9 protein-coding genes are annotated in these 17,297 nt (G+C 33.7%); 7 read left to right on the top strand and 2 right to left on the bottom strand.

Annotated elements, in window-relative coordinates; genetic code table 11:
- Window positions 1-77: 77 nt before the first annotated feature.
- A complete protein-coding gene (locus AC1DY0_RS08930) occupies window positions 78-1,076 on the bottom strand; it encodes a GntR family transcriptional regulator (protein ID WP_477188258.1) in 999 nt (332 codons plus the stop codon).
- A gap of 522 nt (window positions 1,077-1,598) precedes the next feature.
- On the opposite strand from AC1DY0_RS08930, the gene AC1DY0_RS08925 reads away from it, so the two are divergent.
- From AC1DY0_RS08925 to AC1DY0_RS08915, 3 genes are read left to right on the top strand one after another with little or no spacing between them, the layout of a single operon-like run.
- Window positions 1,599-4,541, top strand: coding sequence for a SusC/RagA family TonB-linked outer membrane protein (locus AC1DY0_RS08925; RefSeq protein WP_477188257.1), 2,943 nt, complete (start codon window positions 1,599-1,601; stop codon window positions 4,539-4,541).
- 10 nt (window positions 4,542-4,551) lie between these two features.
- Complete coding sequence (locus AC1DY0_RS08920) at window positions 4,552-6,153, top strand: RagB/SusD family nutrient uptake outer membrane protein (protein ID WP_477188256.1); 1,602 nt, start codon at window positions 4,552-4,554, stop codon at window positions 6,151-6,153.
- Window positions 6,154-6,184: 31 nt separating this feature from the next.
- Complete coding sequence (locus tag AC1DY0_RS08915) at window positions 6,185-7,258, top strand: SusE domain-containing protein (protein ID WP_477188255.1); 1,074 nt, start codon at window positions 6,185-6,187, stop codon at window positions 7,256-7,258.
- Window positions 7,259-7,388: 130 nt separating this feature from the next.
- Here the strand turns inward: AC1DY0_RS08915 and AC1DY0_RS08910 are convergent, their stop codons facing one another.
- On the bottom strand, window positions 7,389-7,565 hold the full coding sequence (locus tag AC1DY0_RS08910) for a hypothetical protein (RefSeq protein WP_477188254.1): 177 nt from the start codon (window positions 7,563-7,565) through the stop codon (window positions 7,389-7,391).
- Between the two features lie 903 nt (window positions 7,566-8,468).
- On the opposite strand from AC1DY0_RS08910, the gene AC1DY0_RS08905 reads away from it, so the two are divergent.
- The 4 genes from AC1DY0_RS08905 to AC1DY0_RS08890 all read left to right on the top strand — a co-directional run.
- The gene (locus tag AC1DY0_RS08905; protein WP_477188253.1) at window positions 8,469-11,543 is read left to right on the top strand and encodes a SusC/RagA family TonB-linked outer membrane protein; all 3,075 of its coding nucleotides are present in this window, start codon (window positions 8,469-8,471) and stop codon (window positions 11,541-11,543) included.
- A 10-nt stretch (window positions 11,544-11,553) separates the two neighbouring features.
- Complete coding sequence (locus AC1DY0_RS08900; protein ID WP_477188252.1) at window positions 11,554-13,071, top strand: RagB/SusD family nutrient uptake outer membrane protein; 1,518 nt, start codon at window positions 11,554-11,556, stop codon at window positions 13,069-13,071.
- Between the two features lie 259 nt (window positions 13,072-13,330).
- Window positions 13,331-16,465, top strand: a complete 3,135-nt coding sequence (gene lacZ / locus AC1DY0_RS08895) for a beta-galactosidase, LacZ type (RefSeq protein WP_477188251.1) — start codon at window positions 13,331-13,333, stop codon at window positions 16,463-16,465.
- Between the two features lie 90 nt (window positions 16,466-16,555).
- The coding region (locus tag AC1DY0_RS08890; RefSeq protein WP_477188250.1) for a glycoside hydrolase family 36 N-terminal domain-containing protein at window positions 16,556-17,297 on the top strand (742 nt) is incomplete at its 3' end.

Raw genomic sequence — 17,297 nt, 5'->3', positions numbered from 1 at the left:
TTAAGTTTTGGTTCAAAATAAGAAGGCTATAACTAGCCTTCTTATTTTAAAATTGTAAAAAGTTTTTGGGTAGTTTTTTACAATGAATTTCTAATAATCAAAGCACTTTTGTTTTCGATTTGTTCTTTTTTTCCGGTAAGAACCATTTGGGCCAAGAGTTTCCCCATGGCTGTAAAATCAGTGGAAATAGTTGTAATTCCATTAGAAACCACTTTTTTTAATGGGGTCTCATTATAGGAAATGATTCCAAAATCAGTTCCTAATTTTAAGTTTTGTTGTCGGGCTTTCTCAATTACCCGAACCAAATCTCTGTCATTCGGAATGATGTAAACACCACCAATGGTGATTTCATTGTCCGAGAATTCGTTGATGATTTCATAATCAATTGCGTATTCTGAACAAAAGTTTTCGAACCCAATTTTCATTCCTAGAGGTTCTCTAAAACCTGGGAAAATCATAATGAATTGTTTATACTTGTTTAATCTTGATTTTCCTTTATACAAGCCTTCAAAAATGTCTTTTTTGTGGTTTTGGTAAATGGCAGGAAATGATTTTAGTTCGTCATTGGTTTGATCTAGTATGATTACGTCATTTACTGGTAGGGTTTTTATCGATGCAGCTACATCGATTAAGTTTGTTGGCATAATGATGTATTTAGTATAATTTCCATTACTGTCATTTATCAATTTCTGAAAAACTTGAACATTGAAATGGTGGAAGAAAATATCGACCTGTACATTTTTTCCAATGTGTTTTAGAAATGAATTATAAATGTCTTCTTTAAAAATATTAAGCTCATCAAAGAGCAAAAATATCTTCTGTTTTATTGTGATTTCAACGCTTTTGACATAATATCCTTTGCCAGGGATGGCAAAAATAATTCCTCTTTTTTTGAGATCATCATACCCTAACAAGACTGTGTCGCGTGATAATGAAAAGGCTAAACAGACTTTATTTACTGATGGAAGTCGGTCTCCTTTTGTAAGTTTTTCTTCCTCAATTGCTTTTTCAATCGATTGAATTATCTGTTTGTATTTTGGAATGCCAAGGTTGTTTTGGATAGAAATAATTTTCATAGCTGTGGTTGGTTTTTATGCAAATATATAAAAAACTGGTAGGTACTGGTATTGAAGTGTGAATTTAACACATAATTTTGAATTTCATATTTCATAAAAAAACAATTCAAAAAAAGAATATATCTTATTTTAATTAGGATTATATAATAAAAAAACTGCTTAATAAGTAATAAATTATTTTTTTCATTTTTTATAATTACACTTTGTAAAGTAATTTAAATATAAGAATGTCAAATATTTAATTTAAGAGTTGCCAAAACTGTAATTTTCAAATTGATACATTTTGGGATAGTTTTAATTTATACTCTGTTAAATTGTATATGTTATATTTTAAAGAGTATAATGAAAGTTCTAATTAAAGGTTTTAGCTTCTTAGTATACAATAGTTTCTTTTATAAAATATAGAAAAGTATCATTCAGATTTCAAATAACAGGAACTCAAAATTACCCAAAATTAATATTTAGAATACCCAATGCATGAATCAATAACTAACCCAAAATCAATTTAATTAAACAAAAAGTATGAAAACAATTTACAAAAAGTTGTTATTTTTATTTCTCCTGCTGCCATTTTGCGCTTTTTCGCAGAATGTAGTGAAAGGGACAGTTCTGGACAGTGGTTCTGGACAGCCTATATCTGGAGTAAATGTAAATGTACAAGGCGTCTCAAATGGCGTTTCAACCGATTTTGACGGAAAATTTCAAATCCCAAATGTAAAAGTAGGCGATAAAATCGTTTTCTCATTTGTTGGATACAAAAAGGAAATTGTAACGTTCAATAACCAAAAATCACTTAACGTAAGCCTTATAGGAGAAGCCAATCAACTAGTTGAAGTAAAAATCAATGTAGGTTATGGTTCTGTGAAAAAGAAAGACGCTACAGGTTCTGTTGTAGCTTTAGGAAGTAAGGAATTCAACAAAGGTGCCAATGTCACTACCGAAGATTTGTTCAAGGGTAGAGTTGCTGGTTTAACTGTGAATTCTACTGGTGCTCCAGGTTCTAAATCCGAAATGAGAATTAGAGGTGGAAGTTCCCTTTTTGCGAGTAATGATCCACTTATTGTAATCGACGGGTTGCCATTGGATAACAATACAAACATTGGTTCGTCTTCTTTCCTAGCATCATTGAATCCAAGTACTGTGGAATCGATTGCTGTATTGAAAGACGCTTCTGCAACGGCCATTTATGGTTCGCGCGCATCCAATGGTGTAATCATTATTACAACAAAAAAAGGTAGTAAAACACTAGCGATTGATTATAATGTGCTTTATGGTGCGGGTAAATTGACTAAAACTGTTGACGTTTTTAGCGCCGATGAATTCCGTGCAGTTATTGCAGACAAAAGGCCAGGCGATGTTAGTAAAATGGGTAATGCTAATACAGACTGGCAAAAAGAAATTTATAGAAGCACAGGATATGTAGATCAAAATTTATCGGTTAGAGGTAATCTTTTTGATATTATTCCAACAAGTTTGACTTTGGGAAATACTGATCAGCAAGGATTGAGGCTAACAAATACTTTCAAAAGAAATACTGTTGGATTGGTAATGAATCCTACTTTTTTAGAGAATCATTTGAAATTGAAATTGGCGGCTAATTATGCTAATGAAAAAAACAGGTTCACTGATGGAGTGGAAGGTGCGGCTATAGGTTTTGACCCAACACAACCTGTTCGGGTAGATGGGGCACCTTATGGTGGGTTCTTTGAATACACTACAGGAATCAATAGTGAAGGGAAATACACGTTGGATCCCAATTCGGCTAGAAATCCGGTTTCACAATTGTTGATGACGAATGATAGAGGAACCAGTAATAGAATTTTTGGAAACTTTGAAGCAGATTATAAGTTTCATTTCCTGCCGGAATTAAGAGCGGTAGTCAATGTTGGGTTTGACGAATCGAATGGGGAGAGAAGAAGATTAGTTGGAGCTGATGCAGGTTCTGCGCCTTCAAACAATAATGTTCCTTATGGTACAGATGAGTTTACCAAAGCTACCAAGAGAAATAAATTATTGGATACCTATTTGGCCTACAATAAAATCGTGAGTGATTTTAATTTTGATGTTACTGCTGGGTATTCGTACCAAAAGTTTGAAAGTAACAAATTCGAAACAGGTAATATTTTGAATCCAGATTTGCCTTCTACTTATCCAGAAACTACACTTGATACAGATGTTGTTTTACTAGGTTTTTTTGGTAGAGCAAATATCAATATGAAAGACAAATATTTATTGACTTTGTCTTACAGAAGAGATGGTTCTTCAAGATTTGAAGAAGACAACCGTTGGGGTAATTTTCCTGCTGCGGCTTTTGCCTGGAAAATGAAAGAGGATTTCTTTAAGGATAGTGAAACTGTTTCTGACTTGAAATTAAGAGTAAGTTATGGTATCACAGGACAACAAGACATACCTGAGCCAAATGGTTATTTGGAGAAATATGAGATAGGTGGAGGAAATTCACAATATTATTTTGGACAAACTGCTGTTCCGGTTGCTTTATCGAGTAAAAGAACCAAAAATTTAAAATGGGAAGAAACGGCTATTTTTAATACAGGTCTTGATTTCGGAATTTTAAACAATCGTCTTTCAGCTTCGGTTGATGTATATGCTAAAGAATCAAAAGATTTATTGGTGAATGCAGCTATTTCGGACGGAAGTAACTTCTCAAATCGTGTGTATCAAAACGTAGGTTCTTTTACAACAAAAGGAATAGAGTTGAGTCTTAATGCTATTTTGTTTCAAAAGGAAAATTTCAATTGGAATGTGAATTTTACTGTTTCGAAATTCGAAAGAAGAATTAAGGATTTGGTTAATAATACCGATATTTTATTGGGAGACAACATTGCGGGTACAGGAACTCCTGGTCAAATTTTTAGCGAAGGCTATGCTCCTTACTCATTTTATGTTTACAAACAATTGTACGATACAGCTGGAAAACCAATCGATGGTGCTTTTGCCGATATCAATGGAGACAATATTAAAAATAATTCGGATAAATACATTTACCATAATCCGGATCCAGATGCAACTTTTGGATTTGCTTCAACTATGAATTATAATCACATCGATTTCTCTTTTAATTTGAGAGCTAGTATTGGTAACCGAATTTTCAATGCAGTTGACGCTTCCAGAGCACAGTATGATTCTATGGAAAATGGTGGAGTTTTAAGTAATATTCCATCTTCAATATTAGAAACTGGTTTTCAAACGACTTCAAATGTAGTGTTGTCTGATATCTATATCGAAGATGCTTCTTTCTTAAAAATGGATAACATCACATTGGGCTATACTTTCACCAATTGGTTAAATAATAAAGCTACGTTAAGAATGTCAACAGGAATTCAGAATGCGTTTGTAATTACAAAATACAGCGGATTGGATCCTGAAATTACAAACAACGGTGTGGATAAAACTATTTACCCAAGACAACGCTCTATTTTGTTTGGTCTTAACATCAAATTTTAAAAAGAAAATCATGAAAAAATTTATATTTATTTACATTTTAGTACTCACTACTGTACTTCAATCGTGTACCGATGACTTAAATGTAGTCTCCAAAGACGACGATGTTTTATCTTCGGATGCCTTATATGCTTCACCAGGTGGGTATGAAAAAGCTTTAGCAGGGGTGTATGGCAATCTTACCTTGACTGGGGTTATTGGTCCAAACAATTCTTCACTGGAAGGAGTTGATGCCGGAACAAGCCAATTTACCAGATGTTTATTGTATTTACAGGATTTAACAACAGACGAATTGGTTTGGAGTTATGAAGCGGATGAAGGAACTGCCGAGTTGCAAAGAAATATCTGGACGGCTTCCAATCCTATCATTTTGGGAATGTATAGTAGAACAATGGCTTCAGTGGCTTATTCCAATGAGTTTTTACGTCAAAGTACTCCCGAAAAATTAGCAGAAAGAGGTGTTACAGATGCCACAAGACTAGCAGATATTGCCCTTTACAGAAAAGAAGTTAGAGTATTGCGCGCTTATGCGTATTATAATATGATGGATTTATTTGGTAAAGCAGCAATGTATACTGAAAACGATCCTATCAATTATGCGGGTCCAGAATTCAATAGAAAACAATTGTTTGATTTTGTTGAGACAGAATTGTTAGCTGTTCTTCCAGACTTGAAACCAGCTCGTACCAATCTTTACGGTAGAGTGGATCAAGGGATGGCAAGAATGATATTGGCAAAAATTTATTTGAATGCACAGGTGTACATTCAAGCCAATCGATATAATGATTGTGTGACCCAATGTAAAGAGATTATCGCAAGTGGATATTCTTTGAAACCAAATTATTTGGATAATTTTAAAGCTGATAACAATACTTCTGAAGAGATTATTTTCGGAATCCAATCCGATGGGGTTGTTTCTCAAAACTGGGGTGCGACTACAGTATTGACTAATGGTCAAATTGGAGTTTGGGAAAATAATGGTGCCGACTTTGGTATTGGAGGATGGAGTGGAGCACTTCGAATCAGAAAACAATTTGCTCAAAAATTTGATGGTGCTAAATTCAACCAAGATACTCGTAAGACTATTGGTACTGGTATTCAAGGAGACCCATCAAAACAAAGAACTATTGATATTGCTGATATTGGAGTGAAAACGCAAGGGTATATTTTGTCTAAATATTCGAACAAAACTTCAACAGGAGTAAATGGAAGCAGCTCTACTTATGCCGATACCGATTTTCCTTTATTCAGATTGGCCGATGTATATTTAATGTATGCTGAAGCAACTTTGAGAGGTGGTGACGGAGATGAAGCACAAGCATTGACTTATGTTAATGAATTGAGAGAAAGAGCTAATAACGGTTCAACAGTTGGAAACATTACTGCTTTGGACCTTGATTTCATCATAGACGAAAGAGCCCGTGAGTTACACTGGGAAGCACACCGTAGACAAGACTTAATCCGTTTTGGTAAATATACCGGCGGTTCATACAACTGGGCTTGGAAAGGAAATGCTTCTACAGGAGTTTCAATTCCATCACATATGAGCCTTTTTCCAATTCCTGTCGGATCTCTGGGGGCAAATCATAATTTAACTCAAAATGCAGGTTACTAAACAATCCACTAACATTATAAAACATAAAAACATGAAAAATATATTCAAATATTTTATAGCATTGGCCGTTATTCTAGGTATGTGGTCGTGCGAAAACGAGGAAAATTTCTTGATATTGGAGCCTCAGGCAGCAGATTTCGCAATTATAACACCAGATACAGGTTCATCAGTTGTGCTGAATGAAGATACACCAGATAATACGGCTCTTACATTAACTTGGGAAGCTGTGGATTATGGGACTCCAACAATTGTAAGTTATACAGTTCAATTAGCTGCAAGTAATACTGAATTTGCTGCTCCTGTTGATGTTTCGACTTCAACTACTACACACAGTACAATGAGTGTTTCAGAGTTGAATGCAAAAGCACTAGACCTAGGATTACTTCCTGATGCTGAAGGAACTATCGATATTCGTATTAAGTCAACTGTAGGTACTACAGGTTCTGAGCCAAAATATTCTACTCCAATAACAATTATTGTAACACCTTATGCAGGAGTTTTTCCTTCAAAAGAGTTGTATTTGATTGGTCCTGGAACTTCTGCGTTATGGAATGCAGATAATGCAGTTGTGCCAATTTTTAGAGATCCAGCAGCTCCAGAGAAACAATATTATACAGGTTACTTTACAGCTGGTGGATTTAAATTACTAGAACAAACTGGTTTCTGGGCTCCAATGTATGGTGCAAATGGAGACAAAGTACAATATAGAGCTACAGAAGGTGATGCGGATCCAGGTCTTTTCCCAACTAATGCTGATGGTTATTATACTTTTACAATTGATATTAAAGCATTAACTTATACTATTGCTCCTTATACAGGTGCTAAGACTGACTATTCTGCAATTTCTGTAACAGGTTCTGTATTGACAGGAGATGATAATAACTGGTCTGTAGATGTTCCTATGGTTAGATCAACATTCGATTCTCATATTTGGAAAGTAACACAAACCTTAGTGCAAGGAAAAATGAAATTTAAAGCTAATAATAGCTGGGATGTAAGTTGGGGAGATAGTTCTGGAGCTAATATTTGGGTTGAAACTGGTGGAAAATACGACATCTGGTTTAATGATATTGATGGTAGATATATGCTAATTCCAACACTATAAAAACATATTCGATTATAAGATTTGTTTGAAAAAATAAAGATTTTTAGTTAGTGATTAAGCCTCGAATGGTAAACATTCGAGGCTTTTTTTATGGTAGTAAAATCAGTGGAAATCCCTTTTTTAATAGGGTTCAATCGTAGGAAATGATTCCAAAAGCAAGCCCTATTTTTAAGTTTTGTTGTTGGGATTTCTTAATTACCCGATCCAAATTTCTGTCATTCGGATGATATAAACGCCCTCCAATGGTTAGTTCATTGTCTGAGAATTCGTTGATGATTTCATAGTCTATAAAAATTTTCAAACCCAATCCTATTCCTATTGGTTTCCTAAAACCAAGGAAAATCGTAATAAACTTTTTATACTTGTTTAGTCTTGCTTTTCCTTTTATGCAACTCTTTAAAGATGTTTTTTGTGATTTTGATAAATTTTGGACGAGTGATTTTAGTTTATAATCGGTTTGATTGATGGTGATTGCGTCATTTACTGGTAGGGTTTTTTATAACCGCAACTACATCGTTAGAGTTTGTTAATAAAGTTTTGAGGTTGGTATGATTTTTATTAATGTAATTTACACACTTATAAAAAATGAAATTATTGAAAAGGTAGAAAAAAATATCTGCTTAGACATTTTTTTTAATGGTTTTTAAAAATGAATTATAGATTTCTTCTTTGAGAATTTTAAGCTAGTCAAACAGCAGGAATGTTTTCTATTTTATAATGATTTCAACGTTTTTCAAATAATATTCTTTGCCAAAGATGGCAAAAATAATGTCCTTTTTTTGAAAAGATCGTGCCTTAATGAAGCCCTATCACGGAATACTGAAATAGCCAAAAAGACTTTATTCGTCGATGAAAGTTGGTTTTATTTTGTGGGATTTTATTTCTTAATTTATTTTTAGGTCAATTTGACCATATGTTTATGCTTTGGATTATTAAGGCTCTTTTTGGTAGAAATTATTTTCATAGCAAAAGTTCTTTTTTAGCCAAATTTATAAAAAACTGGTGGGTACTGGTATGTAAAATTGTTTTTGTAACTGTAAGTTTGCGGTAATGTCAATTAATTTAAGATAAAAAAATCAATATCGTAATTTTAATTAATTATTAATGTTAAATACACAGTCTTTATTCTTTATAAATGACTATTTCTATAAATGATTTTATATAACCAAACTCAATTTAATAACCAAACTATTTTTAAAACTATGAATTTATGAAAAAGAAAAAGAATGTTAATCGAATGAAAAATTTAAGATCTTTCATTACATCTAAACTCGCTTTGTCCTTTTTTGTTTTGGCTTCGTGCATTAGTATGCAGGCTCAGAATACTATTACAGGAACACTTCGAGACAGTAAAACGGATCAAAAAATTGTGGGCGCTACTGTTTCTGTCAAAGGAACTACAAATGGAACAATTACAGATTTTGATGGAACTTATAAAATAAATGTAACGAATCCAAAGGATATATTAGTTTTCACATACATTGGATATAGTACCATTGAAGAAACAATAAACGGTAGAGATGTTATTGATGTTTCACTAAAAGAAGAAAGTAATGCTTTAAATGAAGTAGTAGTCATAGGATATGGTAGCGTAAAAAAAACTAGTGCTACTGGTGCTATAGCTAGTTTAAAAGCCAAGCAACTGGATGCTCAAAGTAATACCAACTTAGGTAGTGCAATTCAAGGTAAGGTTGCAGGGGTTTCTGTTGAATCTGCCGGAGGTGGTCCTGGTTCTGGAACTAGAATTCAGATTAGAGGAGCAGGGTCATTAAATAATAACACTCCTTTGATTTTGGTAGATGATATTCAAGTTGCATCTATGAATAGCTTGAGTCCAAATGATATTGAATCAATTGAAGTTTTGAAAGATGCAGCTGCAGCAGCAATTTATGGTTCCAGAGCTGCAAATGGTGTAGTTATTATTACAACTAAGAATGGAAAAAAAGGGGATATAAAAGTTACTTTAGATGTATTTGGTGGTGTTGCTAGTGTGACAAAACAATTGGATTTATTGAATCAGGAACAATGGGCAATGGTAAGTAATGCGGCATATGCAGCAGCTGGGAAAGCACCTTTGGATATCGCTCTTAACCCAGAAGTAGGTGGTGCTGGGGTTGATTATCAGGACGAAATTTTTAGAACTGCACCAACTCAAAACTACTCTTTAGGTTTTTTAGGTGGATCGGATAATTTAAAATACAGTATGTCTTTAAACTATTATAATCAAGAGGGTGTAATTAAAGAAACTAATTACGACCGTTTCAACATGAGAGTGAAATCAGATTATAAAAAAGGGATATTTAAAGTTGGAGAAACAATTTTGTTAACCAAAGAAAAAAGAAAAGAGTTGCCTGGTATTCCTGGACAAGGAAGAAACGTTCTAGGGGCAGCCATTACTATGATTCCAGGTTTCGCTATTTATGATGAAAATGCTATAGGTGGTTACGGTGGAGCCTCTGGTTCTGTAACTGATATTTTTAATCCAGTAGCGGCATTAAATCTTTTTGATGTAACAAGTGATACGTACCAAGCTTTATTAAATACATATGTTGAAGCTACTTTTCTCAAAGATTTTAAATATAAATTAAATGTTGGGGCAACTGTATCAGAATACAAAAGAGATAATTATACTCCACGTTATGAGGTGGGTGGATTCTTTAAAAATTTAGATAACGATTTGTCTCATACAGATGAGTTCAATCTATATACTCAGGTAGAAAACACATTGAATTATACAAAATCTTTTGGTAAGCACTATGTGAATGCTTTGGCTGGATATACAATTTATAATAATGGTTTTAAATCAGTTGTAAGTTCTGTTAGTGGGATCCCAGATAATATTTATGTACTTGCAGGAGCGGTACAACCAGCTGTAACAGGTTATAATTTAGAGAATAATTTGGTCTCTTATCTAGGACGTGCAATATATTCTTATGATAATAAATATACTTTGTCAGCTACTATTAGACGTGATGGTTCATCTCGATTTAGTCCAGACAATAAATGGGGTAATTTTCCTTCTGTTTCTGCTGCATGGGGTATAGGTAAAGAAACATTTTTTACTAATCTAAAGACCCCAATAACAGATTTGAAATTGCGTGCTAGCTATGGTGTATTAGGAAATCAAGAAATTGGAGATTACCAATATTTAGGATTAATTACCTCTGGGATAAGTTATGGAGTAGGAGAGCCAAATACTTTATGGAGTGGAAATATTCAGACAGATTCTCCAGGTGTTGGTTTAAAATGGGAGTCTACAGAAACTGCCGATTTTGGTTTAGATCTTGATTTATGGAATGGAAAACTACAATATACTTTTGACTATTTCAATAAACAAACTTCAGATTTACTTTTAAGAGTGCCAATTCCATTGTCTGTAGGGTCAAATAACAATCCTTATACAAATGCTGGAAATGTAACCAATAAAGGATATGAAATGAGTTTAACTTACAATGAGAAAATTGGAGACTTTAATTTCAATGTAACGGGTAATATTTCAAGTATCAAAAACAATGTTGACGAACTTAGTACAGGAAGTCAAGTATTAGAAGGGCTTGGTGGTTCATTCCACGGTGCTCCAGTAACATACAGTAAAGTGGGTTACCCAATTTATTCATTTTTTCTAGTTGATACAGATGGATTATTTAGATCTCAAGCTGAAATTGATGCGCACAGTAAAAATGGAACATTGATTCAGCCAAATGCGCAGGTAGGAGACATTAGATATATAGATTATAATGGAGATGGAGAAATTAATGGAGAAGACAGACAATATAAAGGAAGTGCTTTCCCTAAGTTTGAATATGGATTGAGATTCCAAGGTGATTGGAAAGGAATTGATTGTACAATAGCTTTGCAAGGAGTAGAAGGAAATAAAATTTACAATGGAAATAATACAGATCTTCAAACGGTAAGATCTAATATTAACTATTCTGCTGCAACATTAGATTCATATACTTTTAATCCAAATTCAAATTTCCCGAGATTGGATATTGATGACAAAAATAATAACGGAGCAGATTATTCTGATCGTTTTCTTGAAGATGGTTCTTATCTTAGAATTAAAACTGTTCAAGTTGGGTACACATTTCCAAACAGTATAACAAAACAAATTTCTATCGATAAATGTAGAATTTATTTTGCAGGAGATAACCTTTATACTTTTACTAATTATTCTGGTTATAATCCAGATGTGTCTGCAGATGCATTGGGAGGAAGAGGTATTGATTATAAATCATATCCATTGAGCAAAACAATACTTTTTGGTTTGCAACTTAACTTTTAAATCGACAAAAATGAAAAAGACATCAATTATATTATATTTAATGACTGGACTTGTGTTTTTAAGTTCATGTGATGATAATCTTGAATTAGAAAATCCAAATCAAAAAACAACATCTTCTTTTTGGCAAACTTCTGATGATCTTGAATCTGGAGTAGCGACTGTTTACAATACTCTTGTGGACAATAACAATGCTGGGTATTGGGAAATACAGGCAATGCAGCTTAAAGAAAATAGAACGGAAAATTTTGTTGCAAGAAATGACGTTCCAGATCGTTACGCTGTTTCTTATTATAAAAATGATGCCGGTACGGGCGTGCCAAGAGACATATTTAAAGCATTGTATATTGGTATTTTTCGTGCCAATCAAGTGATTACTTATGCCCCGAAAATTCAAGGCATAAACGAAATAAAAAGAGAGCAGTTATTAGCTGAAGCTACCTTCTTAAGAGGATTGAATTATTTTAATTTGGTTAACGAGTTTGGTGCTGTGCCTATTACTACAGCATTAGTAGAGTCTCAATCGGATTATTTTAAATCAAAATCTACTGAAGCAGAAGTTTGGGCTCAAGTTATATCTGATTTTCAATTTGCGGCCAATAGTGCTTTGCCTGAAAACTATCCAACTGCTCTTAAAGGAAGAGTGACAAAGAATGCAGCAATTGCATTTTTAGGAAAGACATATTTGTATATGAAAGATTGGGCAAAAGCCGAAGAACAATTTAATAAGTTAGTAAATAACGAAGCTACTAATGGTTACGGTCTTCTTGATAATTATGCTGAATTATTTGATGGTAAACATGAAAATAGTAAGGAATCTGTTTTTGAAATTCAGTTTAGTAAAGTAGGAGGGGCAACTATTTGGGGAGGAAGTCCAGCTGAAAGAACAAGAGCTACAACTATGGCTCAGGAATGTGCACCAGGAGAAGTTGGTGGATGGAACGAGTTATTGCCTACGACAGTATTATTAAATGCGATGACCAATGAGAAAACTGTCGATGGCTCATTTGATCCAAGAGCTTTGGCTACTTTGGCTTGGAATTATCCTGGCTGTATTTACTATAATTCAGATTTTGCAACAAAGTTTGGAGCAAATGCGATATGGATTAGAAAAAATCAAAATTGGTGGAATAATGACGAAGGAGATTGGAAATCTGAATTGAATGAATTCGCAATGCGTTATGCCGATGTCCTTTTAATGCTTGCTGAAGCAAAAACTATGCAAGGAAATGTAGCTGAAGCAGCGCCATTAGTGAAAAGAATTAGAGATAGAGCAAAATTGGCAGATATTTCAATGGTTGGGTGGACTAAAGATCAAATGATGACGGAAATTATGCACCAAAGAAATGTTGAATTTGCTCGTGAAGGACTACACTTCTTCGATTTAAGAAGATGGGGAACTTTGGAGGCAGTAATCAAAGCGAGTCAAGTAGGTGGCTACCAACTTTTCACTACTAAATTCTCTTATTATCCAATTCCACAAAGTGAATTGAATAATAATCCGAATATGACCCAAAACGCACCTTGGTAAGTTGTTTTATTTGTTTAAATAGTTAGTTTTTCATAAGTGTTTGACAAATGATTGATTTAATGAAAATCGGTCATTTGTCATCTCTTATGATTATTTGTTGATAGTTGATTGTTTTCGGACATAAATCAATTGAGAGAAGAAGTAAGTTTTAATCATAAAGCATAATTATTAGCGAAATATTTTTGCAAGAAAATAGAATTACAGTTGTTTTATAATTGATTTGCTAGTAATAAATTTTGTTATACATAATACATTTTACATGAAAAAAAATAAAATTTTAGTCTACATTTTTGCATTCACATCATTGATTGTCAATGCACAAGAAAAGACTGCCAATAATGATTGGGAAAATCCAGCAGTATTTCAAATTAATAGAGAACCTGCAAGAGCAGCTTTTTTACCTTATGCTGATGAGTCATCAGCAATTGCGGATGATTATACACGTTCTCCTTGGTTTCTAACATTAGACGGAAAGTGGAAATTTAATTGGTCACCAACGCCAGCTGAGCGCCCAATGGATTTCTTTAAAACAGATTTTAATACAACCAATTGGAAAGAAATTGCTGTGCCGTCAAACTGGGAATTAGTGGGATATGGAATTCCTATTTATACGAATATTACTTATCCATTTGTCAAAAATCCACCGTTTATTGATCATGCTGATAATCCAGTGGGGTCTTACCGACGTGCTTTCGAGTTACCAGAAAACTGGAACGGACGACGTGTTTACCTTCATTTTGAAGCAGGAACTTCGGCGATGTATATTTGGGTAAATGGAGAAAAAGTAGGGTACAGTGAAAACACTAAAAGTCCAACTGAATTTGATATAACTAAATATGTAAAAGAAGGTAAAAATCAAGTAGCAGTTGAGGTATATCGTTGGAGTGATGGTTCTTATTTAGAAGATCAAGATTTTTGGCGCCTGTCAGGAATTGATCGTGATGTTTACCTTTATAGTACGGCTAATACCCGTATTGCAGATTTTTTTGCACGTCCGGATCTTGACGATTCCTATAAAAATGGGAGTCTGTCTGTTGATGTTAAACTCAAAAACATGAATGCTGTTGCAAAAAACAGCCAAACTGTTGAAGCTAAATTAGTAGATGCGACAGGAAAGGAAGTTTTTAAAAAAGAAATAAAAATAAGTTTAGGAGCTAATTCAACCGAGTCAACAACCTTTACAGAAAATATTTCGGCACCTAAACTATGGAGTAATGAAACACCAAATCTTTATACTTTATTACTTACACTAAAGGATGAGGACGGAAAATTTATTGAAACGGTTTCTACGCAAATCGGTTTCCGAAAAGTAGAATTAAAAAAGGGCCAATTATTGGTTAACGGAGTCAGAATTATAGTTCACGGGGTCAATATTCATGAGCATAATCCTAAAACGGGACATTATCAGGATAAAGAAACCATGATGAAAGACATTAAGTTAATGAAACAACTTAATATTAATTCAGTGCGTTGCAGTCATTATCCAAATAATTTGATGTGGGTTAAACTATGTAATAAATATGGATTATTCTTAGTAGATGAAGCTAATATTGAAAGTCATGGAATGGGGGCTGAATTGCAAGGTTCTTTTGATCAAACTAAACATCCAGCATATCTTCCGGAGTGGAAAGCTGCTCATATGGATCGTATTTATAGTTTAGTGGAACGCGACAAAAATCAACCATCTGTTATATTATGGTCTATGGGGAATGAATGTGGAAATGGTCCTGTTTTTCAAGAGGCTTATAATTGGATAAAAAAAAGAGACAAAACAAGACTGGTTCAATTTGAACAAGCAGGTGAACATGAGGATACTGATATTGTATGTCCAATGTATCCAAGTATCGATTACATGAAAGAGTATGCAAGTCGTAAAGATGTAAAACGCCCGTTTATTATGTGTGAATATGCACATGCTATGGGTAACAGTAGTGGTAATTTTCAGGAATACTGGGACATTATCCATAGTAGTAATAATATGCAAGGAGGGTTTATCTGGGATTGGGTAGATCAAGGGTTTGAAATGACTGATGAAGCAGGACGTAAATATTGGACTTATGGAGGTGATATGGGAAGTCAAAATTATACGAATGACGAAAATTTTTGTCACAATGGATTAGTTTGGCCAGATCGTACGCCACATCCAGGCGCTTTTGAAGTGAAAAAAGTATATCAAGACATTCTCTTCAAAGCTATAGATGCCAATAAAGGAATTATTGAAATTAAAAATGGATTTAGTTATACAAACCTTGATAAGTATCTTTTTAAATACGAAGTTTTAGAAAATGGTTTGGTAGTAAAAACAGGAACGATTGATGTAAATCTAGCTCCACAATCTAAAAAAGAAGTTCAAATAGAATTGCCAAAAATCACTGCAAAAGATGGAGTTGAGTATAATCTTAATATTTATGCATATACAAAAGAAGGAACGGCTGTTCTGCCTCAAAATTTTGAAGTTGCCCGTGAACAGTTTTCAATTAGCGAGAGCAAATACTTTGTTAAAGCAGTAAATAAAGGATCAAAACCTACTGTTAAAGAAACTAAAGATGCTATTACACTTAGTGCATCTGGTGTTGAAGTGATAATAAACAAAAGCACAGGTCTGATTCAAGATTACAAATCAAACGGAGAACGTTTTTTCAATCAGTTACCGGTTCCTAATTTTTGGCGTGCTCCAACGGACAATGATTTTGGAAATTATATGCAAGTAACCAGTAATGTGTGGAGATCAGTAGGACGATTCAGCAGTTTGAATGCTATTGAGGTTAAAGAAGAATCAGGTAAAACAACTGTTGTGGCGACCCTTTTATTAAAAGATGTAGCGTCTACATGTACTATTACATACTCAATGAATTCAGATGGAAGTCTGACCGTGCAAAATTCTTTCAAAGCAGGAAATAATCCATTGGCAGAAATGCCTCGTTTTGGGATGCTATTTTCACTTAAAAATGAGTTTGATAATTTTAATTATTATGGAAGAGGACCTTGGGAAAATTATCAAGATAGAAATACCTCTTCTTTGAAGGGAATTTATCAAAGTAAGGTTGCTGATCAATATGTTCCTTACACACGTCCACAAGAAAATGGGTATAAAACGGATGTTCGTTGGTTAACACTTACGAATAATTCAGGAAATGGAATTGAAATCGAAGGATTGCAACCATTAGGAGTAAGCGCTCTGAATAATTACCCTGAAGACTTTGATCCAGGTTTGACAAAAAAATACCGTCATATTAGTGATATTACACCACGTCATGAAGTTGTTGTTTGTGTTGATTTAGCGCAAAGAGGTGTGGGAGGAGATAATAGTTGGGGAGCTTTACCGCACGAGCAATATCAATTGAAAAATAAAGAATACAGTTATGGGTTTGTTATCAAACCTAAAAAGAAGTAAAAAATAAAATTTCACTCCTATTTTATAATTTCTAAAATAGGAGTGAAATAAATTGGGTTGATGGAAAGGATGACGTTAAAATTAATTATTATGAAAGAAAGACTAGAATTCTGTTTAAATAAAAAACGAGTGTTTACATTGTTTTTTATGTTTGGTGTCATCAGTTTATGGGCGCAAAAAGTTACAATACCTATCGCAACCAATAGCAATTTGATTTTGTTGCAAACAGATAATAATAATCGTTTGATGACTGTCTATTTTGGGAAACCTCTGGCAAATGCTAGTGAATATCTATCAGTTTCTGGAGCTTATAATTTCAAAGATGATAATGCAGGAATTTACAATGGAGCCTATACGCCAGCAGGAACTTGGAATCTTTCGGAGCCAGCTATTCAAGTAAAACATGCAGATGGGAATCCATCTTTGGAACTTAAGTATGTAAGTCATAAAACAGAAAAGGTTGACGCTAATTCATCTATTACAAGTATCGTTTTAAAAGATCCAGTTTATCCATTTGAGGTGACTTTGTTTTATAAAATTTGGGCAAAGGAAAATGTAATAGAACAATGGACGGAAATAAAACATAATGAAAAGAAGGCGGTTCTGTTGCAGAAATTTGCTTCAGCCAATTTATATTTCACCAATAAAGATTTTTATTTGACCAGTTTTCAAGGGCAGTATTTAAAAGAAATGCAGCCTATTGAGACAAAACTTTTACAAGGTATCAGAACGGTTGATTCTAAACTGGGAACAAGAGCTATGCTACTTCAAAATCCTAATTTTATTTTATCTTTTGGAAAACCTGCTTCAGATACTGATGGTACAGTTATGC

This window comes from Flavobacterium sp. P1_E4, from assembly GCF_056405915.1.
The sequence above is the reverse complement of the archived record's forward strand: the minus strand, read 5'-3'. Positions and strand labels throughout refer to the sequence as shown.

Excerpts from the sequence above, each read along its gene's own strand:
- lacZ (WP_477188251.1), top strand. The coding sequence starts at position 13,331 with ATGAAAAAAAATAAAATTTTAGTCTACATTTTTGCATTCACATCATTG.
- AC1DY0_RS08915 (WP_477188255.1), top strand. The coding sequence starts at position 6,185 with ATGAAAAATATATTCAAATATTTTATAGCATTGGCCGTTATTCTAGGT.
- AC1DY0_RS08925 (WP_477188257.1), top strand. The coding sequence starts at position 1,599 with ATGAAAACAATTTACAAAAAGTTGTTATTTTTATTTCTCCTGCTGCCA.
- AC1DY0_RS08905 (WP_477188253.1), top strand. The coding sequence starts at position 8,469 with ATGAAAAAGAAAAAGAATGTTAATCGAATGAAAAATTTAAGATCTTTC.
- AC1DY0_RS08930 (WP_477188258.1), bottom strand. The coding sequence starts at position 1,076 with ATGAAAATTATTTCTATCCAAAACAACCTTGGCATTCCAAAATACAAA.
- AC1DY0_RS08900 (WP_477188252.1), top strand. The coding sequence starts at position 11,554 with ATGAAAAAGACATCAATTATATTATATTTAATGACTGGACTTGTGTTT.
- AC1DY0_RS08920 (WP_477188256.1), top strand. The coding sequence starts at position 4,552 with ATGAAAAAATTTATATTTATTTACATTTTAGTACTCACTACTGTACTT.